General features: G+C 71.7%; 21 protein-coding genes and 1 pseudogene. 10 read left to right on the top strand and 12 right to left on the bottom strand.

Annotated features, from left to right (window positions below; translation table 11 throughout):
• Positions 1–22: 22 nt before the first annotated feature.
• On the bottom strand, positions 23–1,564 hold the full coding sequence (locus tag ACIOC0_RS20965; RefSeq protein WP_402156647.1) for an aminotransferase class III-fold pyridoxal phosphate-dependent enzyme: 1,542 nt from the start codon (positions 1,562–1,564) through the stop codon (positions 23–25).
• Positions 1,565–1,928: 364 nt separating this feature from the next.
• On the opposite strand from ACIOC0_RS20965, the gene ACIOC0_RS20960 reads away from it, so the two are divergent.
• Positions 1,929–3,158, top strand: coding sequence for a trypsin-like serine peptidase (locus ACIOC0_RS20960; protein ID WP_402156646.1), 1,230 nt, complete (start codon positions 1,929–1,931; stop codon positions 3,156–3,158).
• 72 nt (positions 3,159–3,230) lie between these two features.
• On the opposite strand, the gene hflX is transcribed toward ACIOC0_RS20960, so the two are convergent.
• The 6 genes from hflX to miaA form a co-directional block, all read right to left on the bottom strand.
• A complete protein-coding gene (hflX, locus tag ACIOC0_RS20955; protein WP_402156644.1) occupies positions 3,231–4,724 on the bottom strand; it encodes a GTPase HflX in 1,494 nt (497 codons plus the stop codon).
• 158 nt (positions 4,725–4,882) lie between these two features.
• Positions 4,883–6,388, bottom strand: a complete 1,506-nt coding sequence (locus ACIOC0_RS20950; protein ID WP_402156642.1) for a M1 family metallopeptidase — start codon at positions 6,386–6,388, stop codon at positions 4,883–4,885.
• Positions 6,389–6,595: 207 nt separating this feature from the next.
• Positions 6,596–8,848 (bottom strand): RelA/SpoT family protein, encoded by a 2,253-nt coding sequence (locus ACIOC0_RS20945; protein ID WP_402156641.1) that lies wholly within the window; start codon positions 8,846–8,848, stop codon positions 6,596–6,598.
• Between the two features lie 296 nt (positions 8,849–9,144).
• Positions 9,145–10,014 (bottom strand): diaminopimelate epimerase, encoded by an 870-nt coding sequence (gene dapF, locus ACIOC0_RS20940; protein WP_402156639.1) that lies wholly within the window; start codon positions 10,012–10,014, stop codon positions 9,145–9,147.
• Positions 10,015–10,060: 46 nt separating this feature from the next.
• Positions 10,061–10,585: a hypothetical protein gene (locus ACIOC0_RS20935; RefSeq protein ID WP_402157156.1), complete on the bottom strand. Its 525-nt coding sequence runs from the start codon at positions 10,583–10,585 to the stop codon at positions 10,061–10,063.
• Between the two features lie 108 nt (positions 10,586–10,693).
• Positions 10,694–11,632 carry a tRNA (adenosine(37)-N6)-dimethylallyltransferase MiaA gene (gene miaA, locus ACIOC0_RS20930; protein ID WP_402156637.1) on the bottom strand — a complete coding sequence of 313 codons (939 nt, stop codon included), beginning with the start codon at positions 11,630–11,632 and terminating at the stop codon, positions 10,694–10,696.
• A 175-nt stretch (positions 11,633–11,807) separates the two neighbouring features.
• On the opposite strand from miaA, the gene ACIOC0_RS20925 reads away from it, so the two are divergent.
• On the top strand, positions 11,808–12,098 hold the full coding sequence (locus tag ACIOC0_RS20925; RefSeq protein ID WP_402156636.1) for an antitoxin: 291 nt from the start codon (positions 11,808–11,810) through the stop codon (positions 12,096–12,098).
• 27 nt (positions 12,099–12,125) lie between these two features.
• Here the strand turns inward: ACIOC0_RS20925 and ACIOC0_RS20920 are convergent, their stop codons facing one another.
• The 3 genes and pseudogenes from ACIOC0_RS20920 to ACIOC0_RS20910 all read right to left on the bottom strand — a co-directional run.
• On the bottom strand, positions 12,126–12,842 hold the full coding sequence (locus ACIOC0_RS20920) for a class III extradiol dioxygenase subunit B-like domain-containing protein (RefSeq protein WP_402156635.1): 717 nt from the start codon (positions 12,840–12,842) through the stop codon (positions 12,126–12,128).
• A 2-nt stretch (positions 12,843–12,844) separates the two neighbouring features.
• Positions 12,845–14,365, bottom strand: coding sequence for a tRNA (N6-isopentenyl adenosine(37)-C2)-methylthiotransferase MiaB (miaB, locus tag ACIOC0_RS20915; protein ID WP_402156634.1), 1,521 nt, complete (start codon positions 14,363–14,365; stop codon positions 12,845–12,847).
• A gap of 89 nt (positions 14,366–14,454) precedes the next feature.
• A pseudogene (locus ACIOC0_RS20910) lies at positions 14,455–14,565 on the bottom strand (DNA-binding response regulator); the annotation flags it as partial.
• Positions 14,566–14,794: 229 nt separating this feature from the next.
• Here ACIOC0_RS20910 and ACIOC0_RS20905 point away from each other — a divergent pair.
• The gene (locus ACIOC0_RS20905) at positions 14,795–15,790 is read left to right on the top strand and encodes a TAXI family TRAP transporter solute-binding subunit (protein WP_402156632.1); all 996 of its coding nucleotides are present in this window, start codon (positions 14,795–14,797) and stop codon (positions 15,788–15,790) included.
• Positions 15,791–15,834: 44 nt separating this feature from the next.
• On the opposite strand, the gene ACIOC0_RS20900 is transcribed toward ACIOC0_RS20905, so the two are convergent.
• Together ACIOC0_RS20900 and ACIOC0_RS20895 are read right to left on the bottom strand one after the other, a co-directional pair.
• Positions 15,835–17,238 carry an ATP-binding protein gene (locus ACIOC0_RS20900; RefSeq protein WP_402156631.1) on the bottom strand — a complete coding sequence of 468 codons (1,404 nt, stop codon included), beginning with the start codon at positions 17,236–17,238 and terminating at the stop codon, positions 15,835–15,837.
• 10 nt (positions 17,239–17,248) lie between these two features.
• Positions 17,249–17,935, bottom strand: a complete 687-nt coding sequence (locus ACIOC0_RS20895; protein ID WP_130438247.1) for a response regulator transcription factor — start codon at positions 17,933–17,935, stop codon at positions 17,249–17,251.
• Between the two features lie 323 nt (positions 17,936–18,258).
• Between ACIOC0_RS20895 and ACIOC0_RS20890 the strand changes: the two genes are divergently transcribed.
• The 7 genes from ACIOC0_RS20890 to ACIOC0_RS20860 all read left to right on the top strand — a co-directional run bounded on the left by ACIOC0_RS20890 (position 18,259) and on the right by ACIOC0_RS20860 (position 24,429).
• Positions 18,259–19,035, top strand: a complete 777-nt coding sequence (locus ACIOC0_RS20890; RefSeq protein ID WP_130438248.1) for an amino acid ABC transporter ATP-binding protein — start codon at positions 18,259–18,261, stop codon at positions 19,033–19,035.
• Positions 19,036–19,214: 179 nt separating this feature from the next.
• On the top strand, positions 19,215–20,042 hold the full coding sequence (locus ACIOC0_RS20885; protein WP_402156630.1) for a glutamate ABC transporter substrate-binding protein: 828 nt from the start codon (positions 19,215–19,217) through the stop codon (positions 20,040–20,042).
• 132 nt (positions 20,043–20,174) lie between these two features.
• Positions 20,175–20,843: an amino acid ABC transporter permease gene (locus ACIOC0_RS20880; protein ID WP_402157154.1), complete on the top strand. Its 669-nt coding sequence runs from the start codon at positions 20,175–20,177 to the stop codon at positions 20,841–20,843.
• Positions 20,840–21,745 (top strand): amino acid ABC transporter permease, encoded by a 906-nt coding sequence (locus ACIOC0_RS20875; RefSeq protein ID WP_402156629.1) that lies wholly within the window; start codon positions 20,840–20,842, stop codon positions 21,743–21,745. Before ACIOC0_RS20880 ends, ACIOC0_RS20875 begins: the two co-directional genes overlap by 4 nt.
• Before the next feature lie 192 nt (positions 21,746–21,937).
• Positions 21,938–23,569 carry an FAD-dependent monooxygenase gene (locus ACIOC0_RS20870; RefSeq protein ID WP_402156628.1) on the top strand — a complete coding sequence of 544 codons (1,632 nt, stop codon included), beginning with the start codon at positions 21,938–21,940 and terminating at the stop codon, positions 23,567–23,569.
• Positions 23,570–23,637: 68 nt separating this feature from the next.
• Entirely contained in the window at positions 23,638–23,751 is a 114-nt protein-coding gene (locus ACIOC0_RS20865) for a putative leader peptide (protein ID WP_402156626.1), read from the top strand.
• A 126-nt stretch (positions 23,752–23,877) separates the two neighbouring features.
• Positions 23,878–24,429 carry a cysteine dioxygenase gene (locus tag ACIOC0_RS20860; protein ID WP_402157152.1) on the top strand — a complete coding sequence of 184 codons (552 nt, stop codon included), beginning with the start codon at positions 23,878–23,880 and terminating at the stop codon, positions 24,427–24,429.
• Positions 24,430–24,498 lie beyond the last annotated feature (69 nt).

The following is a 24,498-nucleotide window of genomic DNA, read 5'->3' as shown; positions in this document are numbered from 1 at the left end:
GTGGGGGCCGCCCGGGGCGTGCCTAGGGAAGCGCGCGGGCGACCGCCTCCAGAGCGTCCGCGAGCCGGTCGAGCAGGGCATCCGCCTGCTCGTCCGTGATCGTCAGGGGCGGGAGCAGGCGGACGACGCCGGAGTGGCCTGGACAGCGGTCGACGATCAGTCCGCGTTCGAGGCACTCGTGCTGGACGGCGGCGGCCAGTTCGGAGGTGGTGGCGTGAGGACGGCCGACGGATTCGGCCAGGTGCCCCGGTCCGACGGATTCCGGCAGGGCCCTCGACGCGTGCGCCGGCGGGCCGAGGTCCGGCATCGCACCGCCGATCAGCTCACTGGCCCCACGGAACCCGCTCACATCCCCGCCGGCCCGGCCGCCCAACCGTCGTGTGCTCCGATCCCGGGGGCCCGCTGGTGGAGCTGCCATCTCGACGCCGATCATGAGCCCTCGGCCGCGCACCTCGCCCACGCAAGGGAAGCGCCGGGCGAGCGCGCGCAGTCGGTCCAGCATGCGGGCGCCCAGGACGGCCGCGCGGTCCGCGAGGCCATGGGTGCGGACGTAGGCGAGGGTGGCCGTGCCGGCGGCCATGGCGAGTTGGTTGCCGCGGAAGGTGTTCGCGTGGACGCCGGGTTCCCAGACGTCGAGATCCTCATGGTGGACGATGACCGACAGGGGCAGGCTGCCGCCGATGGCCTGGGAGAGGACCATCACGTCGGGGACGATCCCGCTGTGTTCCACCGCCCAGAAGGCGCCGGTCCGCCCGACGCCCGTCTGGATTTCGTCGGCGATGAGGGGGACGGCGCGGTCGGCCGTGATCTGCCGTATGCGCCGCAGCCAGGCGTCCGATGCGGGAACGACCCCGGTATCACCCTGGACGGCTTCGAGGATCACCCCGGCCGGGGGTTGCCGGCCCGGTCCGCAGTCGTCGAGGGCGGACTCGGCCCAGCGGGCGGCGAGTTCGAGGCCGCGTTCGTCGCCCAGGCCGAAGGGACAACGGTCGTCCTGCGGACGGGGCGGTCGGGGCACCCCTACGTCGGCGCCGACTTCGGCGTGAGCCTCGGCACCTGCACCGGGCCAGGCGCCGGCATCGAGGGAGCCCGCGCTCAGATCGTGGCAGGTGTCCGTGAACCTCAGGATGCGGCTTCGGCCGGTGGCGGCGCGGACGAGTCCGAGGGCGGCGTCGACGGCGTCCGCGCCGGTCGGCCCGCAGGACCGCACCCGGGCGTGGTCGGCGAGGCCGGGCGGCAGGGTGTGGAGCAGTTCGGTGACGAAGGCGTCCCTGACGGGGGTGGCGAGGTCGGGCGCGTGCAGGGGTGCGCCGGAGTCGAGGACGTTGCGGATGGCCTGCAGCACCACGGGGTGGTTGTGTCCGAGTGCGAGGGTGCCGCCGGAGAGGCAGTCGAGGTAGCGGCGGCCGTCCACGCCCTCGATGGTCAGTCCGCGGGCCCGCACCGGCACGATCGGCAGGGCGCGTGCGTAGGTGCGAGCCGCCGACTCGCGCGGGGGCTGCCGTCGAAGCACACCGTCGCCGGCGGGCCGCCCGCTCACGCCGACGAGAGCCTCACCGTCCATGTCGGCGTGCTCAGGAGCACCGCCCGCGCCGGTGGGGCGACCTCCGGGTGCCTGCCCATCAGACGCAGGCTCGGTCACGGCCACGGCTCTCCGTCCTCCCGCTCCCCGCATCCCGTCACACCGAGGGCAGTTGGCCCCCTGGCTACCAACCCCGGACGGTGCGACGGGTTACGGGTTGCTTCAAGATCCGTGCCGTGACGGAACCGTTGCCGTCCCGTCGGAAGTCCCCCACGGCGAGCGCATATCGTGTGAGGCCGTTCCACAAGGCCGGAAGGCCCGCGTGAACCCTGGGTGACATCCCGGGAGTTCTCGAGGCGGGGACGGCCACCGCTCCAAGTTCGTTGACAGCAGGGGGAGTCAGACCATGCGATCCATACGACCGTCGTCCGGGATTCGACGGGGGAGGAACGCCCGCCGCAGAACCTCCCCCGTACTGGGCGCCGTGGCCCTCGTCTCGGCGCTCGCGCTCACCGCGACCGCCTGCGACTCGGGTGAGGCCGACGCGGGAGACCGGGCGAACGCGTCGGCGTCCGCCTCGGCCGCAGGCGACGGGAAGATCACGATCCCGGACGACATCAAAGACCGGCTGAGGGAGCATGGGATCGATCTCGACAAGTGGCGCAACGGCGCCTGGAAGGACTGGAACAGGGACGACTGGCTGCGCGAGGCCAAGGACTACGTCAACCCGATCATCAAGGGTCTGTGGGACCCGGACCGGATGCGCAGGGCCGAGGAGCCGGACCGGGCCGTCGACGACAGCGACCTCTCCGGGGACCAGGGCGTGACCGACCCGACGCCGGCGGCGGTGGAGGCCGCGGCCGTGCCGACCACGTACCACGCGAACGCGCCCGAGGCGGGCAAGCTCCTCTTCGACTCCCCCGAAGGCACGAGCGTCTGCTCGGCGACGGTCGTGGAGGACCCGGCCCACCCGGGGAAGTCCAACCTGGTGTGGACGGCGGGGCACTGTGTGCACGCCGGTAAGAAGGGCGGCTGGTACCGCAACCTCGCGTTCGTGCCCTCGTACAACGACGCGGGTATGTCGGCGAAGCAGTTGGAGACGGCTTCCAAGAAGCAGGCCGCGCCCTATGGGGTCTGGTGGGCGGACTGGGCGCAGACCTCGGACCAGTGGATCGCGCAGGGCGGGCCGACGGGCGGTGACGGCGCCTCGTACGACTTCGCGGTGATCCATGTGACGCCCGAGGAGGGCGACTCGGGCAAGTCGCTGGAGGAGACGGTCGGTTCGGCGCTGCCGGTGGACTTCGCGGCGCCGGCGGTGCCCAAGGTGCGGAGCATCACCGCCACCGGCTACCCGGCGGCCGCGCCCTACGACGGGCAGCGGCTGTACCGGTGCGAGGACAAGCCGGGGCGGCTGTCGCTCAACACCACGGATCCCACGATGTACCGCATCGGCTGCACGATGACCGGGGGCGCTTCCGGCGGCGGATGGGTGGCGACCGGCTCGGACGGCGAGCCGGCGCTGGTGTCCAACACGTCGATCGGCCCGGTGAAGGCGGGCTGGCTCGCGGGTCCGCGGCTCGGCGGGGTGGCCAAGGGCGTGTACGACTCGGTGAGCAGGAAGTTCGCCGGTCAGTGATCGCAGCACGGTAGCCACGACGAGGGCCCGCCCCTGCGGAGAGCAGGAGGCGGGCCCTTGTGCGGGGAGACGTCAGGCGAGCTGGGCGGGGGCGTACGGCGTGAGGTCCGCCGCCAGTTCCTCGTGCACCCGTGCCTTCAGCAGGGTGCCCTCCGCCGTGTGCTCCGCGGAGATCACCTCGCCTTCGGTGTGGGCACGGGCGACCAGCTTGCCGTGGGTGTACGGCACGAGCGCCTCGATCTCGACCGACGGCCGGGGCAGAAGGCCGTCGATGAGGGCGAGCAGTTCGTCGATGCCCTTGCCGGTACGGGCCGAGACGGCGATGGAACGCTTCTCGATCCGCATCAGCCGCTGGAGCGTCAGCGGGTCGGCCGCGTCCGCCTTGTTGATCACGACGACCTCGGGCACCTCGATGGCTCCGACGTCCCGGATCACCTCGCGCACGGCGGCGAGCTGCTCCTCCGGGTTGGGGTGCGAGCCGTCCACCACGTGCAGGATCAGGTCGGACTCGCCGACCTCCTCCATGGTGGAGCGGAACGCCTCGACCAGGTGGTGCGGCAGGTGCCGGACGAAGCCGACGGTGTCGGCCAGCGTGTAGAGGCGGCCGCTCGGGGTCTCGGCCCGGCGCACGGTCGGGTCGAGGGTGGCGAACAGGGCGTTCTCCACCAGGACGCCCGCGCCGGTGAGCCGGTTGAGCAGCGACGACTTGCCGGCGTTGGTGTAGCCGGCGATGGCGACCGACGGCACCCTGTGACGCTTGCGCTCCTGGCGCTTGATCTCGCGGCCGGTCTTCATCTCCGCGATCTCCCGGCGCATCTTGGCCATCTTCTCGCGGATCCGGCGCCGGTCCGTCTCGATCTTGGTCTCACCGGGACCACGGGTGGCGAGGCCGCCGCCCTTGCCGCCGCCCATCTGACGGGACAGCGACTGGCCCCAGCCTCGCAGCCTCGGCAGCATGTACTGCATCTGCGCGAGCGCCACCTGCGCCTTGCCCTCTCGGGACTTGGCATGCTGGGCGAAGATGTCGAGGATCAGGGCCGTACGGTCGATGACCTTGACCTTGACGACGTCTTCGAGGTGGATCAGCTGGCCCGGGCTGAGCTCACCGTCGCAGATGACGGTGTCGGCGCCGGTCTCGAGCACGATGTCGCGCAGCTCGTCGGCCTTGCCGGAGCCGATGTAGGTGGCCGCGTCGGGCTTGTCGCGGCGCTGGATCACGCCGTCGAGCACGAGCGCGCCCGCGGTCTCCGCGAGGGCGGCGAGCTCCGCGAGGGAGTTGTCCGCGTCCTCCGCGGTCCCCGAGGTCCAGACGCCCACGAGCACGACCCGCTCCAGGCGGAGCTGACGGTACTCGACCTCGGTGACGTCCTCGAGTTCGGTGGAGAGGCCCGCGACGCGGCGCAGCGCCGCCCGCTCGGAGCGGTCGAACTGATCGCCGTCCCGCTCTCCGTCGATCTCGTGGCTCCAGGCGACGTCCTCTTCCATCAGGGCATCGGCCCGAAAACCCTCGGGGTGGCTGTGCGCGAAGCGCTTGGTGTCCTGGGAAGGGGATGAAGAGGAGGTCATTGGGTCCTTACGTCGTTGGGGATGCCGTTGTGTCCGTATGCACGGCGGTCATTGTTGACAACGCACGAGTACCCCGGGAGATTCCCGTGTCCCGTGCCGCGCCGACCTGACGATGTTCGCACGGTACGGCCCGTCTCGTCATCGCCTTATTCCCGGGTTCAGGCGGCGGGCAGCGCGGGCTTCCAGTCGGGGTGGCCGGGCATGGGCGGAGTCTTCTCGGCGAACAGCCAGTCCTTGAAGAAGACGCCGAGGTCGCGTCCGGAGACCCGTTCGGCGAGACTCCGGAAGTCGGCCGTGCTCGCGGTGGCGTCGCGGTGCTCCTGCACCCAAGCCCGTTCCACCTGCTCGAACGCCTGCTCGCCGATCTCCTGGCGGAGGGCGTAGAGCACGAGGGCCGCGCCGTCGTAGACGTTCGGGCGGAAGATGCCGATCTTCTTGCCGGGCTCGGGCGGCTTGGGGGCTCCGGGCGGGCCGCCGGCGGCGCGCCAGCCGTCGGAGGCGCCGTAGGCCGCCTTCATACGCGCCTCGAGCGTGCGGCCGGCCTTCTCCTGCGCGTACAGCGCCTCGTACCAGGTGGCGTGTCCTTCGTTGAGCCACAGGTCGGACCAGGTGCGGGGGCTGACGCTGTTGCCGAACCACTGGTGAGCCAGCTCGTGCACCATGATCGACTCGATGTACCACTGAGGGTAGGCGGGCTCGGTGAACAACTGTTTCTCGAAGAGGGAGAGGGTCTGCGTCTCCAGTTCGAAGCCGGTGCTGGCCTCGGCCATGAGCAGGCCGTACGTCTCGAAGGGGTAGGGGCCGACCCTCTTCTCCATCCACGTGATCTGCTCGGGGGTCTTGGCGAGCCAGGGTTCGAGGAGGTCGCGGTCCCCGGCGGGGACGACGTCGCGGAGCGGCAGCGCGTGCGGTCCCTCGCGGTGCACGACGGTGGAGCGGCCGATCGAGACCTGGGCCAGTTCGGTGGCCATGGGGTGCAGTGTGCGGTACGTCCACGTGGTCGCGCCCACGGCCCTGCGCACACCGGTGGGCACGCCGTTGGCGACGGCCGTGTAGCCGTCGGGCGCGGTGACCCGGATGGTGAACAGCGCCTTGTCGGAGGGGTGGTCGTTGGACGGGAACACCAGGTGGGCGGCGTCGGCCTGGTTGGCCATCGCGAGGCCGTCGGAGGTGCGCAGCCAGCCGCCGTCCCGGCCCGCGCTCACCGGGTCGCTGGTGTGCCGCACGGTGACGCGCATCCAGTCGCCCCGGGGCAGCGGGTTCTGCGGGGTGATCACCAGGTCCTCGCCGGCGCTCGCGAAGGTGGCGGGCTTGCCGTCGACCTCGACTGAGGAGGCCTCGCCGTGGGCGAAGTCGAGGTTGATCCTCTCCAGTGCGGCGGTGGTCCAGCCGTCGATGACGGTGACCGCCTGGAGCGGCTCGCTGTTGTTGCCGGAGTACGTGAACGACAGGTCGTACGAGGCCACGTCATAGCCGGGGTTGCCTAGGTGCGGGAAGAGGCGGTCGCCGACGCCGAGCGGAGTCGCCGGGGCACTCGCGGCGACGAGGCACACGGCGACCGCCGAGGCGAGGAGGGCGGGCTTGAGCCTGCGGCGCCGGGAGGCGGCGGGGCGCGGGCCCTGTGACGCGGGGAGGCCGGTGCGGGAGCGAGGGGTGAGCAGCATGCCCCACCGCTATCAGCGCGTGCGTGCGCCTCGGCGACGGCGCGCGACCGGCCCACCCGAACGGGTTGCCCGGGTGCGATGGAGGCCACCGGGGCGGACGCCCGCCACCTCGCGCCCCTCGGAACAGCGGACGCCCGCCACCGTCCGCCCCCGGCGAAGCGTCACAGCGGACGCCGGCCACCACACGCCCCTCGGCGCGTGTCCGCCTCAAGGCGCCGGCGCGTGGTGCGGGGTGCGGCTCACGTCGTACACGCCGGCGACATTGCGCATGGCGCGCATCAGGGTCGGCAGATGCGCCGCGTCGGGCAGTTGCAGGGTGTAGGTGTGGCGTACGCGCTGCTGGCTGGGGGGTTCCACGGTCGCGGAGACGATCTCCGCGCCTTCCACGGCGATCGCCTCGGTGAGGTCGGCGAGCAGGTGCGGGCGGCCGAACGATTCGGCGACCAGGGTGACACGGCACTCGGTGGTGTCCCCCCAGCGCACGTCGACCTCCGTGCGCCCCGCCTTCGCCAGCCGGGCCACGGCGGCGCACTCGGCGCGGTGCACGGTGACCACTCCCCCGCGCACGGCGAAGCCGGTCACCTCGTCGGACGGCACGGGCGTACAGCAGCCGGCGAGCCGCACGCCGGCGTCCGGGCGGCCCACGACGGTGATCGCGGTGTCGGGCCGCGCCCCGGGCTCCCCGGAAGCCGCCCGCACGCCCGCGGGCCGTTCGGTCGCAGGACGCCCGGCGCCGCCCCCCTCGCCGTCCGTCCCGTCCGCCCCGCAGGGTGCGGGCCCGTCGGCGGGCTCCCCGGACCCGGTGTCCGCCCCGGGGTGCGCCGCCAGCCACCGCTGGATGGCGATGCGGGCGGCCGGGGTCTGGGCGTGCTCCAGCCACTGACTGGAGGGCCCTGAGGCCGGGTCCTGGCCCATCAGGAGCTGGACGGTGTCGCCGTCACGCAGGACGGTGCTCAGGGTGGCCAGGCGGCCGTTGACGCGCGCCCCCATGCAGGCGTGGGCGTCGTCGCCGTACTGCGCGTAGGCGGCGTCCACGCAGGTGGCTCCCTCCGGCAGGCCGAGGGTGCCGCCGTCGGGACGGAACACGGTGATCTCCCGGTCCTGGGCGAGGTCCTCACGCAGGGTGGACCAGAAGGTGTCGGGGTCGGGCGCGCCCTCCTGCCAGTCGAGGAGCCGGGAGAGCCAGCCCGGCCGGGTGGGATCGACGCGCTCGCCGTCGCCGACCGGGCCCCCCTCTGCCCGGGAGCCCTCGGCCGCGCCCCGCTCCGCCCGGCCGGCCTCGCCGCCCTGGTCCTCCGCGGGCTGGGCGTAGGGGTTGCCGAGCGCGACCACGCCGGCCTCGGCGACCTTGTGCATCTGGTGCGTGCGGATGAGGACTTCGGCCACCTGGCCGTCCGCGCGGGCGACCGCCGTGTGCAGCGACTGGTACAGGTTGAACTTGGGGACGGCGATGAAGTCCTTGAACTCCGAGACGACCGGCGTCATGCAGGTGTGCAGTTCGCCGAGGACCGCGTAGCAGTCGGCGTCCTCGTTGACGAGGACGAGCAGCCGGCCGAAGTCGCAGCCGCGCATGCGCCCGCGCTTGCGGGAGACGCGGTGGACGGAAAGGAAGTGCCGTGGCCGGATGAGGACTTCGGCCTGGATGCCGGCGTCGCGCAGGACCGTGCGCATGGCCTCGGCGAACTCGGTGAGGGGGTCGTCCGGGCGGGAGGCGTTGTCGGCGATCAACTCCCTGGTGTGCGCGTACTCCTCGGGGTGCAGGATCGCGAAGACCAGGTCCTCCAGCTCGGTCTTGAGGGCCTGCACGCCGAGGCGTTCGGCGAGCGGGATGAGGACCTCGTGGGTGACCTTGGCGATGCGGGCCTGTTTCTCGGGGCGCATCACGCCGAGGGTGCGCATGTTGTGCAGGCGGTCGGCGAGTTTGATCGACATCACGCGGACGTCGTTGCCGGTGGCGACGAGCATCTTGCGGAAGGTCTCGGGCTCGGCGGCGGCGCCGTAGTCGACCTTCTCCAGCTTGGTGACTCCGTCGACCAGGAAGCGGACCTCCTCGCCGAACTGCTCGCCGACCTGATCGAGGGTCACATCGGTGTCCTCGACGGTGTCGTGGAGCAGCGAGGCCGTCAAGGTGGTGGTCTCCGCGCCGAGTTCGGCGAGGATCAGCGTCACGGCGAGCGGGTGCGTGATGTACGGCTCGCCGCTCTTGCGCATCTGGCCGCGATGGGAGGACTCGGCCAGGACGTAGGCGCGGCGCAGCGGTTCGAGGTCGGCGTCGGGGTGGTGGGCGCGGTGCGCCTCCACGACGTGGCTGATGGCGTCGGGGAGGCGGCCGCGGGAGGTGGGACCGAGCAGCGCGGCCCGGCCCAGGCGGCGCAGGTCGATCCGGGGGCGGCTGCGCCTGCGGGGAGCGGCAGGCGCTACCGGGCCTGGGGTCGCGGGGTTCGTGGCCTCCGCACTCATGGGCACCTCCGGCTGCGTGGACCGGCGGACGGAGTGCCCCAGGGCGGACACGGCTCAGGGGGCTGGCGTCTCCCCCGTCCGGGCCGGTGCTTGATGCTACCGAGCCCATCACGCCCAACTGGCCGCCTCTCGCCGAGCGTGAAACGGATCACCCATTCGAGCGACGATTTCGAGGTTTACCTTTTACGCCAGTCGACTTTGAGCCTGTCGTGCTTTCCAACTCGTGACAGCGTCCCGGGCGGCGGTCCCGGTCCTCGGCGGGCTCTGCCGCCTGCGATGCCAAGCCGGCGGCCGGCTCAACGGACAGCGGTTTCCAGCCATTCGGGTTCGATCTCGCCTTCGGCGACGATGACCGCGGGTCCGGTCATCTCGATCTCGCCGTCCGGCCGCTCGGTGATCACGAGGCGTCCGCCGGGGACGTCCACGGTGTAGGTGACGGGGGATCCGGTCGCGGTCGGGTCGGCGCCGTCCCTGCGCGCGGCCGCCACTGCGACGGCGCACGCGCCCGTGCCGCACGACCGGGTCTCGCCGGAGCCCCGCTCGTGCACGCGCAGCGCGACGTGCCGCGGGCCGCGGTCGACGACGAACTCGACGTTCACGCCGTCCGGGTAGGCGGAGGCGGGGCTGAAGGGCGGCGGGGAGAACAGGTCGCCCGCGTGCGCGAGGTCGTCGACGAAGGCCACGGCGTGCGGGTTGCCCATGTTCACGTTGCGGGCGGGCCAGCTGCGCTCGCCGACGCTCACGGTGACGTCTCCCTCGGGCAGGCGCGCCCTGCCCATGCCGACGGTGACGTCACCGTCCTTGGCGATGTGCACGCTCTTCACTCCCCCGCGCGTGGCGATCGCGAGGTCGCCCTCGGGGACGAGACCCGCGTGCTGGAGGTAGCGGGCGAAGACGCGGACGCCGTTGCCGCACATCTCGGCGACGGAGCCGTCGCCGTTGCGGTAGTCCATGAACCACTCCGCCTCGGCCGCCATCTCCTTCGCCTCGGGATGGGCGGCGCAACGCACGACGTGCAGCAGCCCGTCCCCGCCGATGCCCGCACGGCGGTCGCACAGGGCGGCGACGGTGGCCGGGGGGAGGTCCAGGGCGTTCTCGGGGTCCGGGACGATCACGAAGTCGTTCTCGGTGCCGTGCCCCTTGAGGAAGGCGATCCGCGTGCTCATTCCTCGATCGTACGGGGTGGGTACGACACGGCACGCGGGACGGGCCTCAGCGCAGCCTGGCGACGCGCAGGACCGCCAGGACCACCACGACGGCGACCAGGACGACGTAGGCGAGGACGACACGCCAGTCGGGTCGACGGCCCGAGCCGCGCGGGGGGAGTCCGGGCCAGGTGTGGCCCACGCGGCGGGCGGCCGTCATGCCCCATCCGGCCGCGCAGAAGCAGATCAGCAGCCCCAGCATGGCGATCACGGCCCCGCTGTCGCCGAAGTCGAAGGCGAGCGGGAACGCGAACATCAGGGAGCCGGTGGCGGCCAGGGCCACGATGGGGGCGAGCTGCCAGATCCGCAGGCGGCGCTGCGGGCGCAGTTCGACCTCGACCTCGGGGCCGCTCGCGAACATCTCGTCGGGCTCGGGACCGTCCTCGGTCACGCCGTCCAGAGTGTCGTCCACACCGCTCCCGGCGTCGTCCGGCCCGTCGGGGCTCAGACGCACGTCCTCCGGCTCCGGTTCCACCCGCTCGGTGGTCAGGTGCTCGGTGCCTTGTGCGGTGTCACGAGGGCCGGCCTCCATCGCCACGCGCCCTCCCAGTTCGGACTCCACTTGGTCGATCGAAGCTCGATGATGGCACGCTGCCGGGGGCCCGGATGACGGCCTGAGCGTCCCGATGCCATGACGTGATCAGGCTGTGACCGGTCGTTCGAGCAACGTCAGTGCGAGCCGCGGAAGTTCCGTGCGGTCCGCGGCGGCCCCACTCAACCAGTGCACCCGCGGGTCGCGCCTGAACCACGAATCCTGACGGCGCGCGAAGCGCTTGGTGGCGCGCACGGTCTCGGCGCGCGCCTCGTCCATCGTGCACTCGCCGGCCAGCGCCGCCAGGACCTGCTGGTAGCCGAGCGCGCGCGACGCCGTGCGCCCCTGGCGCAGGCCCCGCGCCTCCAGGGCGCGCACCTCGTCCACGAGTCCCTCGTCCCACATGCGGTCGACGCGGCGGGCGATGCGCTCGTCGAGTTCGGGGCGGGCCACGTCGACACCGATCTGGACGGTGTCGTAGACGGAGTCATGGCCCGGCAGGTTGGCCGTGAAGGGCCTGCCGGTGATCTCGATCACCTCGAGGGCGCGGACGATACGGCGTCCGTTGCTGGGCAGGATCGCCTGCGCGGCCTCGGGGTCGGCGGCGGCGAGGCGGGCGTGCAGCGCGCCGGAGCCGCGCAGAGTGAGCTCCTCCTCCAGCCTGGCGCGGACCTCGGGGTCGGTGCCCGGGAACTCCAGGTTGTCCACGGCGCCGCGGATGTAGAGCCCGGAGCCGCCGACCAGGACCGGCCAGCGCCCCTCAGCGAGCAGCGCGTCGATCCGGGCGCGGGCCAGCCGCTGGTACTCGGCGACGGAGGCCGTGACGGTGACGTCCCAGATGTCCAGCAGATGGTGCGGAACCCCGGCGCGTTCCTCGGGCGTCAGCTTGGCGGTGCCGATGTCCATGCCGCGGTAGAGCTGCATGGAGTCGGCGTTGACGACCTCGCCGCCGAGCTGCTGGGCCAGGAAGACGCCCAGATCGGACTTTCCGGCCGCCGTGGGGCCGACGACCGCGACGACGCGAGGGGTGGAGGATGCGCTGCTCACCGTGACAGTCTCCCAAACCTCGCACCCTGCCCCCGAACGAGTGAGGTGACGGGGCCGGTCCGGCGTCGTTTCGGCCCGCACCGGGCGACGCGGGAAGCCGCCCGCGCGAGTACCGTATGGAGTGATTGCGGGCGGTATCGCACATCTCGTTCTGCTTCTGCGGAGAAGGTGACCCATGGGTCTTCTGCACAACTTGAAGTCCAAGCTCGCCCCGGCCAAGGACAAGGTCTCGCACCTGGCGCACCGGCACGAGAAGAAGATCCATCACGGGATCGACAAGGCCGCCAGGACCGTCGACGAGAAGACGAAGGGCAAGTACAGCGACAGGATCCACTCGGGCACCGGCAAGGCGAAGGGCGCCATGGACCGGCTCGCCCACAAAGAGGGACACCACGGGCACAAGGACGGGCCGGGAGCGGGCGACACGTTCACGCCGCCGACCACACCGCCGCCGCCGAACTCCTGAGCCCCACCCGCACGCCCCAGAAAGGCGTCAGGACCAGACGGAGACCACGTACCCCACGCCGTACGGGGCGTCCTCGTACAGCAGCGTGCCCGTGAGACCCGCGGCCTCGGCCGCGCCCGCGAGCACCTGCCACGGGGCCCGGCCGGAGGCTTTCAGCTCGCGTGCCACACGGACGTCGAGCGCCTTGAGCGCCTCGACGTCCGCCGTGCCGATCGCCCGTGCGACGGCGGCGTCGAACGGGGCGGCGCGCTCGTCGAGGTAGCCCGGCGCCTTCACGGTCCGGCAGGCGCTGGCGTCGCCCATGACCAGAAGGGCGACCCGTCCCGACCGCGCGCCGATGTCCCTGCCGACCTCGACGCAGCGCTCGGCGGCCAGGGGCTCTCCCACGCCGAGCCCCTCGACGGGGACGTCGGGCCGTCCGGCGTGCTCCAGCAGCCAGGCGCCGACGGCGAGGGACGGCGGCAGCTCCACCGCGGGACCCGTGTCGGCGACGGCGCGGCCCAGGCGTACGGAGATGTCCACGCCGAAGCCGCGGAAGGAGCCGTGCGCGCCCTCGGGATGCGCTCCTCGTCCGGACTCGTCGGCGGGGCCGACGATCACGAGGCGGTCCGGCCGGGCGGCGGCGAGCACGCCCACCGCTTCGGCGCACGCGGCGCGCGCGTCGTCCAGCTCGGACGCGGCGCCCGCGGCGACCTCGGGCACGAGCAGGGGCGGGCAAGGGCAGACTGCGGCGGCGACCAGCATGGTCAGTCGCAGCCGCAACCGCTGCCGGCGGCCACGGGGAGCGGCGCGGGGGCGCCGATCCCGGGCAGGCCGAGCATGACGCCGGCGGACCGGGCCGCCTTCTCGGCGTGACGCTTCTCCCAGGCGTCGCCCGCGCGCGTGCGGCGCACGTCCAGGACCGCGCCCTCGGCGAGGAGGTGGTGCGGCGCGGCGTAGGTGACCTCGACGGTCACGACGTCGCCGGGACGCACCTCCTGCTCCGGCTTGGTGAAGTGGACCAGACGGTTGTCGGGGGCGCGGCCGGAGAGGCGGTGGGTGGCGCCGTCCTTGCGGCCCTCGCCCTCCGCCACCATGAGGTCCAGCTTGCGGCCGACCTGCTTCTTGTTCTCCTGCCAGGAGATCTCCTCCTGGAGGGCGACGAGACGCTCGTAGCGCGCTTGGACGACTTCCTTGGGGATCTGGTTCTCCATGGTGGCGGCGGGGGTGCCGGGGCGCTTGGAGTACTGGAAGGTGAACGCCTGCGAGAAGCGGGCCTCGCGCACGACGTGCAAGGTCTGCTCGAAGTCCTCCTCGGTCTCGCCGGGGAAGCCCACGATGATGTCGGTGGTGATCGCCGCGTGCGGGATGGCGGCGCGCACCTTCTCGATGATCCCGAGGTAGCGCTCCTGGCGGTAGGAGCGGCGCATCGCCTTCAGGACGGTGTCCGAGCCGGACTGCAGCGGCATGTGCAGCTGCGGCATGACGTTCGGGGTCTCCGCCATGGCCGCGATGACGTCGTCGGTGAAGTCGCGCGGGTGCGGGGAGGTGAAGCGGACGCGCTCCAGACCGTCGATCTTTCCGCAGGCCCGCAGCAGCTTGCTGAACGCCTCGCGGTCGCCGATGTCGGAGCCGTAGGCGTTGACGTTCTGGCCGAGCAGGGTGATCTCGCTGACGCCCTCGCCGACCAGGGCCTCGATCTCGGCGAGGATGTCGCCGGTGCGGCGGTCCTTCTCCTTGCCGCGCAGCGCCGGGACGATGCAGAAGGTGCACGTGTTGTTGCAGCCGACGGAGATGGACACCCAGGCCGCGTAGGCGCTCTCCCGGCGGGTCGGCAGGGTCGAGGGGAACGCCTCCAGCGACTCGGCGATCTCGACCTGCGCCTCCTCCTGCACGCGCGCGCGTTCCAGCAGGACCGGCAGCTTGCCGATGTTGTGCGTGCCGAAGACGACGTCCACCCAGGGCGCCTTCTTGACGATGGTGTCGCGGTCCTTCTGGGCCAGGCAGCCGCCTACCGCGATCTGCATGCCGGGCCGGGACGCCTTCTTCGGCGCGAGCCGGCCGAGGTTGCCGTACAGCCGGTTGTCGGCGTTCTCGCGGACCGCGCAGGTGTTGAAGACGACGACGTCCGCGTCCCCGTCCGATCCCTCGGGGGCGCGCACGTATCCGGCGTCCTCGAGCAGCCCGGACAACCGCTCGGAGTCGTGGACGTTCATCTGGCACCCGTAGGTGCGGACTTCGTAAGTCTTCACGCCCTCTGCCCGGGTCCGGTCGCTGCTGCTGGTCATGGGACAAGGGTAGGCGCTCGCGAACGGTGCCCCGGATCGCCGTTCGCCCCGGGGGCCGGCGGGGCCTCACCGGTCCTCGCAAGGACCCCTCAGGGGTCGATCAGGCCGGCGCGGATCGCATAGCGGGTGAGCTCCAGGCGGTCGCGCATGCCGAGCTTCCGCAGCAGGTTGGCGCGGTGCCGTTCGGGCGAGGGCCCGCTCCGCGCCGGGGTGGATGAACGGCTCGTCGCGCATGACGGCGCGCCACGCAACAGGGCGCGTTCGCCCATGCCCCGGATGCCGCTGCGACCGACTACGTGCTGATCCCGCTACACCGAACCGCCGGCCCTGTGGTGGTCGCGGCGGGGCGGCCCGCCTTCGGTGCCCGCTCCCGCCCCCTGTGACCCTCGCCCTGGTCACCGTCGCCTCCCGCCTGGCAGGATCGCGCGCATGTCCAAGGTGTTCCCCCGTGCCGGCAGGGGCCGCGTCCTGTCGGGTGCGGCCGGCGTCGTCGTGCTCGGGCTGCTGCTGTGGTGGCTGCTGCCGCTGGGCGAGGAGCCGCCGAGCGGCGCGGTCACCCTCAGCACGGGCACCACGAGCGGCGTCTACTACGAGTACGGCAGCCGCCTGCGCAACGAGCTCGCCGAGGACATGCCGGACCTGGACGTGGACCTGACCGCGAGCAACGGCTCGCAGGAGAACGTCGCGCGCGTGGCGGCGGGCCAGGCCGACTTCGCGATCGCCGCCGCCGACGCCGTGGAGACGTACGAGGCGCAGCACGCCGACGCCACCGCCCGGCTGCGCGGCGTGGCCCGGCTGTACGACGACTATGTGCAGCTGGTCGTGCCGCGCGACTCCGCAGTCCGCTCCGTCGCGGACCTCAAGGGCAGGACGGTCGCCACGGGGCTGGCCCGGTCCGGGGTGCGGCTCATCGCGGAGCGGGTGCTGCGGGCCGCGGGGCTCGATCCCACGAAGGACATCACGGCGATGGCCGAGGGCATCGACACCGGGCCCGAGCAGCTGCGGCAGGGCAGGATCGACGCGTTCTTCTGGTCCGGCGGGGTGCCGACGGCCGGTCTGCAGGACCTCGCCAACCGTTTCACCTTCCGGTTCGTGCCGATCGGCCCCGAGCTCGTGGCCAAGATGCACGAGCAGGACGACGCCACCGGCTACTACCGGGCGACGAACATGCCCGAGTCGGCTTATCCGACCATCCAGAACGGCGCGACGGTGCCGACGATCGCCGTCTCCAACCTGCTGATCACTCGTACGGACATGGATCCGAGGCTCACCGAGTGGCTGACCCGGACGGTGATCAAGAGCCGGGACGGCATCGGCCGGCACGTCCACTCCGCGCAGCTGGTCGATCTGCGCACCGCGATCTACACCGACCCGCTGCCCCTGCACGAGGGCGCCAAGCGCTACTACAAGTCGGTCAAGCCGTAGAACGCACTCGCTGCAAACACCTCGCTCTCGCGACGTGGGAGGCCTCAGCCCGTCGGCCGTGACCTGGGCACCGACACCGTCACCCTGAGGCCGCTGGGCTCGTGGTGCTCGTAGGTCAGCGAGCCGCCGCCGGCCGCAAGAAGGGTGCGGGAGATGGACAGGCCGAGTCCGGAGCCCTTGATGTTCTGGTGACGGCCGCTGCGCCAGAAACGGTCGCCCACGCGCGTGAGTTCCTCGTCGGTCAGCCCGGGGCCGTTGTCGGTGACCACGACGGTCGTGGCATCCCCGTCGCAGGCGACCGCCACCTCGACGCTCTCGCCCTCGGGCGTGAACTTCACCGCGTTGTCGATCACCGCGTCCAGGGCGCTGGAGAGCGTGACCGGGTCGGCCCAGGCGGTGGTGGGCGGGCAGTCCCCGACCAGGCGCACACCCTTGGCCTCGGCGGTCGGCGCCCAGGCCGCGACGCGCTCGGCGGTGAGCGCACCGATGTCGGTGACCCTGAGGTCGGCCTCGGTGTGCTCGGCCAGCGCCAGGTCGAGCAGGTCGTCGAGGACCTGGGCGAGGCGCTTGCCCTCGCTCTGCACGGAAGCGATCTCCTCGTTGCCCTCGGGGAGCTCGTACGCCAGAAGTTCGATGCGCAGCAGCAGCGCCGCGAGGGGGTTGCGCAGTTGGTGCGAGGCGTCGGCGACGAAGGCGCGCTGCTGTTCCAGGACGTCCTCGACGTTGTCCGCCATCTCGTTGAAGGACCGGGCCAGCCGTCGCAGTTCCGGCGGGCCGCTGGCGACGGCGACCCGGGACTTCAGACGGCCGGTGGCGATGTCGTGGGTGGTGGCGTCCAGGACCCGGACCGGCCTGAGCACCCACCCGGTCAGCCGGAGCGCCGCGCCGATGGCGAGGAGCATCGCGGCGATCTCGCCGGCGCCGATGACGAGCCAGCCGTGCAGGATCCGTGAGCGCATCGCACCGGTGGGCGAGTCGGTGACGACGACGGCGACGACGTCGCCGTCGCGGATGACCGGTGACGCCACGACCAGCCGGTTGCGCTGCCATGGCCACACCTGTCGGGGGTCATGGCTGCGGCGGCTGAGGAGCGCCTCCTCGAAGGCGTCCCGCACCTCGCCCGACTTGGGGAGGTACCAGTCCCTCGGCGCGTGGGCCATGGGGGCGTCGGTGCCGTAGAAGACGCCGGCACGGATGCCGTAGACGTCGTAGTAGCTGGCCAGTTCGCGGACGAGCGCCTCGCGCCGTTCGTCGGGGGACGTGGGCTCGGCGGCGCTCGGCGCGGCGACGAACTGGGCGAGGGCGGCGAAGCGGGCCGTGTCGTCGATGCGGTCGACGACCACATCCTGCTGCTCGGCCCGGGCCACGCTGACGGCGAGCGGCACGCCCAGCGCGAGCAGGACGGCCGCCATCAGGACGATCAGCAGGGGGAGCAGCCGGGTCCGCACACCGTCCCCGCTAAGCGGCCGGGGCGACGAGCCGGTACCCGACGCCGCGCACGGTCTCGATCAGGGCGGGCATGCGCAGTTTGGCGCGCAGCGAGGCGACGTGCACCTCCAGGGTGCGCCCGGTCCCCTCCCAACTGGTGCGCCAGACCTCGCTGATGATCTGTTCCCGGCGGAAGACGACGCCGGGGCGCTGGGCGAGCAGCGCGAGCAGGTCGAACTCCTTGCGGGTGAGCTGGATCACCGAGCCGTCGACGGTGACGCGTCGGGTGGGCAGTTCGATGTGGACGGGGCCGAGGCGCAGTTCGTCCTCGCCGGCCTCGGCCGGGTCCTCGGGCGCGGTGCGCCGGCTGACGGCGTGGATGCGGGCGAGGAGTTCGCCGGTGTCGTACGGCTTCACCACGTAGTCGTCGGCGCCGAGGTTGAGGCCGTGGATGCGGGAGCGCACGTCGGAACGGGCGGTCACCATGATGACCGGGGTCGAGGTGCGCTTGCGGATCTTGCCGCAGACCTCGTAGCCGTCCTGGTCGGGCAGCCCCAGGTCGAGCAGGACGACACCGAAGCCGGGGCCTTCCGGGACGAGCGCCTGGAGCGCCTCCTCGCCGCTGCGCGCGTGGGTGACGTCGAACCCGTGCCGCTTGAGGACCGCTGACAGCGCGGCGGCGACGTGGTTGTCGTCCTCGACGAGCAGCAGTCTCACCCCGGCCTCCTTCGGTTCATCGGGCGTACGATCTGACTCTGTAGAAAGTCGTACGAACTGGACGTGTGGTTTCAGCACACCACCGGCGCGGCGCACACGCGCGCACGGTGGAAGTCACGCTGATGGACGAGGACGCCGTCAAGTGGGTTCCGGTTGCGCGGAGCTTCCGTTATCCGCCCGATACGCGCCCAGGTCACAAGTGCTACGACACGTGTCCGATTGCTATCGGATCGTGATGCTCAGATTCCCCTCAGATGTAATGACGCTGGTCGCGAGTGGTTACTACTGTCCTCCGAAACCGAGGAGGACGGAGCCTTAGAGCGATGACCGAAGTATCGGTGGCCAAGGAAGACGCGGCCGCGCCCGGCGAACTGGTCGTCCTGAAGAGCGTCAACAAGCACTTCGGCGCGTTGCACGTTCTCCAGGACATCGATCTGACGATCGAGCGCGGTGAAGTCGTCGTCGTCATCGGACCCTCCGGGTCCGGCAAGTCCACCCTGTGCCGCACCATCAACCGCCTGGAGACGATCGACGCGGGAACGATCACGATCGACGGGAAGCCGCTGCCCCAGGAGGGCAAGGAGCTGGCCCGGCTGCGCGCCGACGTCGGCATGGTCTTCCAGTCGTTCAACCTGTTCGCGCACAAGACCGTGCTGCAGAACGTGATGCTGGGCCAGATCAAGGTCCGCAAGGCGGACAAGAAGAAGGCGGAGGAGAGGGCCCGCGAGCTCCTCGACCGGGTCGGTGTGGGCACCCAGGCCGACAAGTACCCGGCCCAGCTCTCCGGCGGTCAGCAGCAGCGCGTCGCCATCGCGCGGGCCCTGGCCATGAACCCGAAGGTCATGCTCTTCGACGAGCCGACCTCGGCCCTCGACCCGGAGATGATCAACGAGGTGCTGGAGGTCATGCAGCAGCTCGCCCGGGACGGAATGACCATGATCGTCGTCACCCACGAGATGGGCTTCGCGCGATCGGCCGCGAACCGCGTCGTCTTCATGGCGGACGGCCGGATCGTCGAGCAGGCCACGCCCGACCAGTTCTTCAGCAACCCGCGCAGCGACCGCGCCAAGGACTTCCTGTCGAAGATCCTGCACCACTGACGGCGCGCCGCCCGGCGCACCGCCCCGGCGCATCCCGCGCCGCCCCGACGACGATCCGCGCCACAGCACCTGGAACACCGGTCCACGTCACCCGGCCCGGATCACAGACCCTCGTCATCCGCCTTTCGACGGCCCGCATTCCTTCGTCTCGCGAAGGCATCATCCAAAGGAAGTTCATAATGAAGCTTCGCAAGGTCACCGCCGCCTCGGCCGCCGTCCTCGCCCTCACCCTGAGCGCCACCGCGTGCGGCGGCGACAAGGACTCAGGGTCCGGTGGCGACAAGGTCAAGATCGGCATCAAGTACGACCAGCCCGGCATCGGCCTGAAGGAGCCGAACGGCTCCTTCTCCGGCTTCGACGTGGACGTGGCGACCTACGTGGCCAAGGAGCTCGGCTACGAGCCGAAGCAGATCGAGTTCGTCGAGACCAAGAGCGCCGACCGCGAGAACGCCCTCTCGCGGGGCGACGTGAAGTTCATCGTGGCCTCGTACTCGATCAACGACAAGCGCAAGGCCAAGGTCGACTTCGCCGGCCCCTACCTGCTGGCCCACCAGGATCTGCTGGTCAAGTCCGACTCCAAGATCGCCAAGGGCGCGGACCTCAACGGCAAGAACCTGTGCTCGGTCACCGGATCGACCTCGGCGCAGAACATCAAGGACAAGATCGCCCCCAGCGCCAACCTGCGGCAGAACCCGGGCTACTCGGAGTGCCTCGCCGCCCTCCAGAGCGGTTCGGTCGACGCGGTGACCACCGACGACTCGATCCTCGCGGGCTACGCCGCGCAGGACAAGTTCAAGGGCAAGTTCAAGCTGGTGGGCGAGAAGCTCAGCAACGAGAACTACGGCGTCGGCGTGAAGAAGGGCGACAAGGCGACGGTCGACAAGATCAACGCCGCGCTGAAGAAGATGGTCGACGACAAGTCGTGGCAGAAGGCCGTCGACGAGAACTTCGGCCCGGCCAGCTACAAGAACGAGCCCGCCCCGAAGATCGGCGTCATCGTCAAGTAACCCGGCGCCCGCCGCCTCAGGAATCCCGCGCCCGACGTGGGGTTCCGCGGGCGGGCCGCCCGCCGTCGCGATCACGGCGGGCGGCCCGCCACGCCCTCCACGTACGCCACCCACCCGGAAGCGCGGGAGATCGTGTTCGACTTTCTTGAAGGCTATGACGTCCTCGGGGCGTTCTGGGTGACGGTCAAACTGACCGTCTTCTCCGCCGTCGGCTCCCTGGTCTGGGGCACCCTGCTGGCCGCCATGCGGGTCAGCCCCGTACCGATGATGCGCGGGTTCGGCACCGCCTACGTCCACATCGTCCGGAACATCCCTCTGACCGTCATCATCGTCTTCACCTCGCTCGGCCTCGCCGACATCTTCGGTATGACGATGGGCGCCGCGAACAACTTCGAGCTCCAGGGCTTCCGGCTCGCGGTGCTCGGACTGATCGCCTACACCGCGGCGTTCGTCTGCGAGGCGATCCGCTCCGGCATCAACACTGTGCCCCTCGGGCAGGCCGAGGCGGCGCGCGCGATCGGGCTGGGCTTCAGCCAGACGCTCACGCTCGTCGTGCTGCCGCAGGCGTTCCGCGCGGTCATCGGCCCGCTGACCAACGTTCTGATCGCCCTCACCAAGAACACCACCGTGGCGGCCGCGATCAGCGTGCCCGAGGCGGCGTTCCTGATGAAGGAGATGATCGAGAACGAGGCCCAGACCCTGGCCATCGGCGCGGTCTTCGCGTTCGGCTTCGTGGTCCTGACCCTTCCCACCGGCCTGCTGCTCGGCTGGCTCGGCAAGCGACTGGCGGTGAAGCGATGAGTTCCGTCCTTTACGACTCCCCCGGCCCCCGCGCCAAACAGCGCAACGTCATCCTCTCCGTTCTCTTCGTCGCCCTGCTCGCGGTGGCCCTGTGGTGGGTCTGGACGAAGATGGACGACAAGAAGCAACTCGAATGGGCGCTGTGGGAGCCGTTCACCACCTCCGAGGCGTGGACGACGTACCTGCTGCCCGGCCTCGCCGACACCCTTAAGGCCGCGGCCCTCGCCATGGTCATCGCCCTCCCGCTGGGCGCGTTCTTCGGCATCGCCAGGATGTCCGACCACCGCTGGGTGAGCGTCCCGGCCGGCGCGGTGGTCGAGTTCTTCCGCGCCATCCCGGTGCTGCTGCTGATGCTGTTCGCCAACGAGTTCTTCGTCCGCTCGACGAACGTCAGCAGCGAGGACCGGCCCCTGTACGCGGTCGTCACCGGCCTGGTGCTCTACAACGCCTCGGTCCTCGCCGAGATCGTGCGGGCCGGCATCCTCGCCCTGCCCCGCGGGCAGACGGAGGCCGCGTACGCCGTCGGTCTGCGCAAGGGGCAGACGATGAGCAGCATCCTGCTGCCGCAGGCCGTCACCGCGATGCTGCCGGCCATCGTCAGCCAGCTGGTCGTCATCGTGAAGGACACCGCGCTGGGCGGCGTGATGCTCGGCTTCACCGAGCTGCTCAGCGCGCGCAGCACGCTGGCGGCCAACTACGCCAACGTGGTGCCCAGCTTCATCGTGGTCGCGATCATCTACATCGTGCTGAACTGGCTGCTGACCTCCTTCGCCTCCTGGCTGGAGGGGCGGCTGCGGCAGAGCAAGCGGGGCACGGGCGCGGTGCTGGCCGCGGACGACGTCGAGGACAACCCGGCCGCGGTCCCGGGCGACGCGGGCACGGGCGCGGGCGGCGGCGGCTGACGCCGGCTCACTCCGTGTGACCTGTGCGGCCCTCTGGGCCCTATGGAGGCAGTGGCGTGCGCGCCGCTGCCTCCTTCGCTTGACGCGGGAACCGGCAATAGGTTGCATACGTTCTGTGATCGTGCACCCTGCTCCTACCTCTTGTTCGCTTACGTCCCCGAGGACACCGTCGCAGGCAGGGGGCATCGCACCGTGGACCCGGTGATCATCGTCGGAGCGGGGCCGGTCGGGCTCACGCTGGCCCTGGCGCTGGCGCGTCAGGAGGTGCCGTCGATCGTCCTGGACGAGGGCCCCGGCAAGGATGAGCCGCGGCTGGCGCGCACGGTTGTGCTGCGCGAGGACACCACCGCCCTGGTGGAGCGGCTCACCGGCGTGTCCCTTGCGGGGGCCGGCGTCCGCTGGTCCGGATGGCGGGCGATGCGGCGCAAGCAGGTGACGCGCGAGATCGTCTTCGGCGACGGGGAGCCGGCCCCCCTGCACCTGGCCCAGCACGTGCTGACAGGCGTCCTGCGCACGGCCCTCGCGGACGAACCACTGGTGCGGATCGCCGTGGACAGCCGCCTCGACACCGTCGAGCAGGAGCCCTCCGGGGTCAGCGCCCACACCCGCGGTCCGGGCGGCACCTGGTGGCGCGGCAGCTACCTGGTCGGCTGCGACGGCCCCCGCTCCACGGTCCGCAAGCTCCAGGACATCCGCTTCCCCGGGCGCACGGCGGTCGAGCGGCACGCCGTCGCCGCGCTGCGCACCGAACTGCCGTGGGGAGATGAGGCGCTGCTGCACCGGGCTCCGCCGTGGCGCACGTCGGGCCCCTCCGCCGGAGAGATCCTCGGACGTCCGCTGCCGGACGGCGTCTGGCGGCTGGACTGGCTGCTGCCGCCCGGCAACGACCTCGTCACACCCGAACTGCTGGTGGCGCGGGTCCGCGAGACCCTGGCGGGCTGGAGCGGCGGCTCGACCCCGGCCTACGAACTGCTCGACACCGGCGTCCACACCGTCCACCACCGGCTGGCGCGCCGCTGGCGCGCGGGACGGGTCTTCCTCGCCGGGGACGCGGCGCGCCTGCTCGGCGCGCTGGGCGCCCAGGGCCTGGACGAGGGGCTGCGCGACGCCGACAACCTCGCCTGGAAGCTGGCGCTGGCCTGGCACCACGGGCCGCGCGAGGCACTGCTCGACAGCTACCAGACGGAGCGGCGGGCGGTGGTCGCCGCCCGGCTGCGCGCCGCCGACCAGGCGCTGCCGCTGCTGCGTGGCGGCAAGGGCATAAGGGCGTACGTGCCGGGCGCGGCGCGGGGTCACGAGGCACTGCTCACGGAAGGCCACGTGGGGCGCGGCGCGCTGGGCGCTCCGGGCACGTACGCCGACTCCCCGCTCTCGCCCCGCCGGCTGGAGGGCGAGACGCCGGTGGACACTCCGGCGGGGTCACCGGTCGAGGACGTGCGGGTGACCGCGGAGGACGGTTCCTTCGTACGGCTGCGGGACCGGCTCGGGCGTGGCGCCCTGCTCGTGGTACTGGTCGCGCCGGGCACGGGCGTCTGGGAACGCAAGCACTGGGTGGGCGCGGGCGTCATGCCCCGTCTCGCCGCTGCGGTGACGGCTCTGCCGAGCCCGGCCGAACTGCTGGTGGCCGAGAGCTACCCGGGGGCGGCCGCGCACACCGTGCTGCTGGTCCGCCCCGACGGGCACCTGGTCACCGCGCTGAGCGGGGTCCGCCCCGCCGACCTGCACGCGGCCGCGGAGGCGGCCGTGGGCGGGGCGGTCGGCGCGGAGACGACGGGGCAGGGGGAAGCGGAGGCTCGGAGCGAGGCGGGGGCGGGAGCGAAGTGAGGGCGGGAGCGAAGTGAGGGCACTCACCGTCACCCTGGGGTCCACATCGTGACAGTGAGTTGACCGGTGTGCACCGGCGTGCTCTACTCCGACTCGTGACCGACACCGATGTGCGCCTGTGGCGGAGGGTCCATATGGACTTCGTCCGCTATGCGGGCTGCGTGTGTCGCCCGTCCTGCTGACTTCGCATCCCCTTCTTCACCGGCGCGCGCCGTCGAGCGCTCCCGCGCTGCCGCGCGCCGTCCGCGAACGCTTTCAGGACGGTACTCGTGTCTGCCTCTCTGTCTCCCGCTGTCTCCTCCACCCCGCTGTCTTCCGCCGTGTCCGCCTCCGTCTCGTCTTCCGCGTCCACCGCCGGCGCGGGAACCGGGCCGACGCAGGCGGAACTCCTCGACTTCGTCCGCAGGACGGCCGCCGACGCCGAGCTGATCGCCTCACTCCCCCTCGATCCCGAAGGCCGCACCTGGGTGCGCCTGGAGGGGCCCGGTGGCAGTGAGGCCTGGCTGATCGGCTGGCCGCCCGGCACCGGCACCGGCTGGCACGACCACGCCGACTCGGTGGGCGCGTTCCTCACCGCTCGCGGCGAGCTGCGGGAACACGCGCTGGCCGTGCGGCTGCCCACGGACGGCTGGCAGAGCCTGGAGCTGTCCGAGGGCGTGGACCGCGAGCGCCGGCTCGGAGCGGGCCAGGGCCGCGCCTTCGGACGCCACCACGTCCATGAGGTGCTCAACGCCTCGGCCGACGAGCACGCGGTCTCCGTCCACGCCTACTACCCGCCGCTCCCCCGCATCCGCCGCTACAGCCGCACCGGCCAGGTGCTGCACCTGGAGCAGGTGGAGCGCCCGGAGGACTGGCAGTAGGCGCGCCGGGCGAACGGCCACCCGCGTCGGCGAGTTCGACGGCATGGCTACGAGGCCGCCCCGCGTGGG

The sequence above is a fragment of the Streptomyces sp. NPDC088254 genome, from assembly GCF_044740925.1.
Classification (GTDB): domain Bacteria; phylum Actinomycetota; class Actinomycetes; order Streptomycetales; family Streptomycetaceae; genus Streptomyces.
The sequence above is the reverse complement of the archived record's forward strand: the minus strand, read 5'-3'. Positions and strand labels throughout refer to the sequence as shown.